The sequence below is a fragment of the Paracoccus laeviglucosivorans genome, assembly GCF_900182695.1.
GTDB classification, from domain to species: domain Bacteria; phylum Pseudomonadota; class Alphaproteobacteria; order Rhodobacterales; family Rhodobacteraceae; genus Paracoccus; species Paracoccus laeviglucosivorans.
Genome location: NZ_FXTK01000079.1, coordinates 1 through 1,229, shown reverse-complemented (window position 1 = coordinate 1,229; position 1,229 = coordinate 1). Strand labels below are relative to the sequence as shown.

The 1,229-nt window shown below is 58.8% G+C and carries 1 protein-coding gene; it reads left to right on the top strand.

From position 1 onward, the window contains the following. Positions 1-31: 31 nt before the first annotated feature. Positions 32-1,167, top strand: a protein-coding gene (locus FN835_RS21105) for an IS3 family transposase (protein ID WP_142665187.1) whose coding sequence is annotated in 2 segments (ribosomal slippage) — positions 32-296 and positions 296-1,167 — 1,137 coding nt in all. Because the reading frame shifts where the segments join, the coding sequence is not laid out codon by codon here. The last annotated feature ends 62 nt before the right edge of the window (positions 1,168-1,229 follow it).

Here is a 1,229-nt window from a genome sequence, read left to right as displayed (position 1 = left end):
GCTTTAGCGCCTGAGGAAGAACCAATCTGAAATGACGAAACGCAAGCGCTATTCTGCAGAGTTCAAGGCGAAGGTGGCTCTTGAGGCCATCCGCGAGGAGCTGACGACGGCTGAACTGGCCAAGAAGTATGACATCCACCCGACGATGATCAGCGGTTGGAAACGCACCGCGATCGAGAACATGGCCGCTGCCTTTGGCGGTGCCTCGCCCGGCGAGCCACAGATATCCGAGAAGGAAGTCGAGAAGCTGCATGCCAAGATCGGCCAGCTCGTCATCGAGCGGGATTTTTTGTCGGCAGCCTCCAGTCTCATTCTCGGCACTGGAGGCAAAAAGCGGTGAAACAGGATCATCCCGATCTCAGCGTCCGACGACAGTGCAGTCTGCTGTCTCTGGCGCGCTCCGGCCTTTATTACCAGCCGCGCGGCGAAAGCGCCGAGAACCTGAAGTTCATGGAGATCATCGACCGCCAGTTTCTCGAGACGCCGTGGTATGGCTCGCGCCAGATGGCCCGACACATGCAGCGCGAGGGACATCGCTGCGGACGGCACCGGGTCCGTCGGCTGATGAGGCTCATGCGTCTGGTGCCGATCTATCAGGAGCCAAAGACCAGCAAGAAGCACCCGGCGCACAAGATTTATCCATATCTTCTGAGGGGCTTGGCAATCACACGCCGCAATCAGGTCTGGTGCACGGACATCAGCTACATCCCGATGCGCCGTGGGTTCCTGTATCTGGTCGCGATCATGGATTGGCACAGCCGCAAGGTGCTGAGCTGGCGGCTGTCGAATTCCATGGATGCGGGCTTTTGCGTCGAGGCTCTGAAGGAGGCGCTGGCCAGATATGGCAAGCCCAAGATCTTCAATTCCGATCAGGGCTCGCAATTCACCAGCACCGAGTTCACCGAGGTGCTGTTGGACGCCAAGGTGCAGATCTCGATGGACGGGCGCGGTCGCTGGATCGACAACCGGATGATCGAAAGGCTGTGGCGGTCGCTCAAATACGAATGCGTCTACCTGAATGCCTTCGAGACCGGCTCGGAAGCCCGCAAGGGGATCGGCGCCTGGATCAGCTATTACAATGAAAAACGCCCGCACTCATCGCATGGGTTGCTGACGCCGTCCGAGGCCTATGATACCTCCGACCAGTACCTGAAAGCCGCCGCCTGACATGAAACCCATGCTGAAGCTTAGCTGAGCGGCAAACCGGTCCAAATTCCCGGACCACCTCT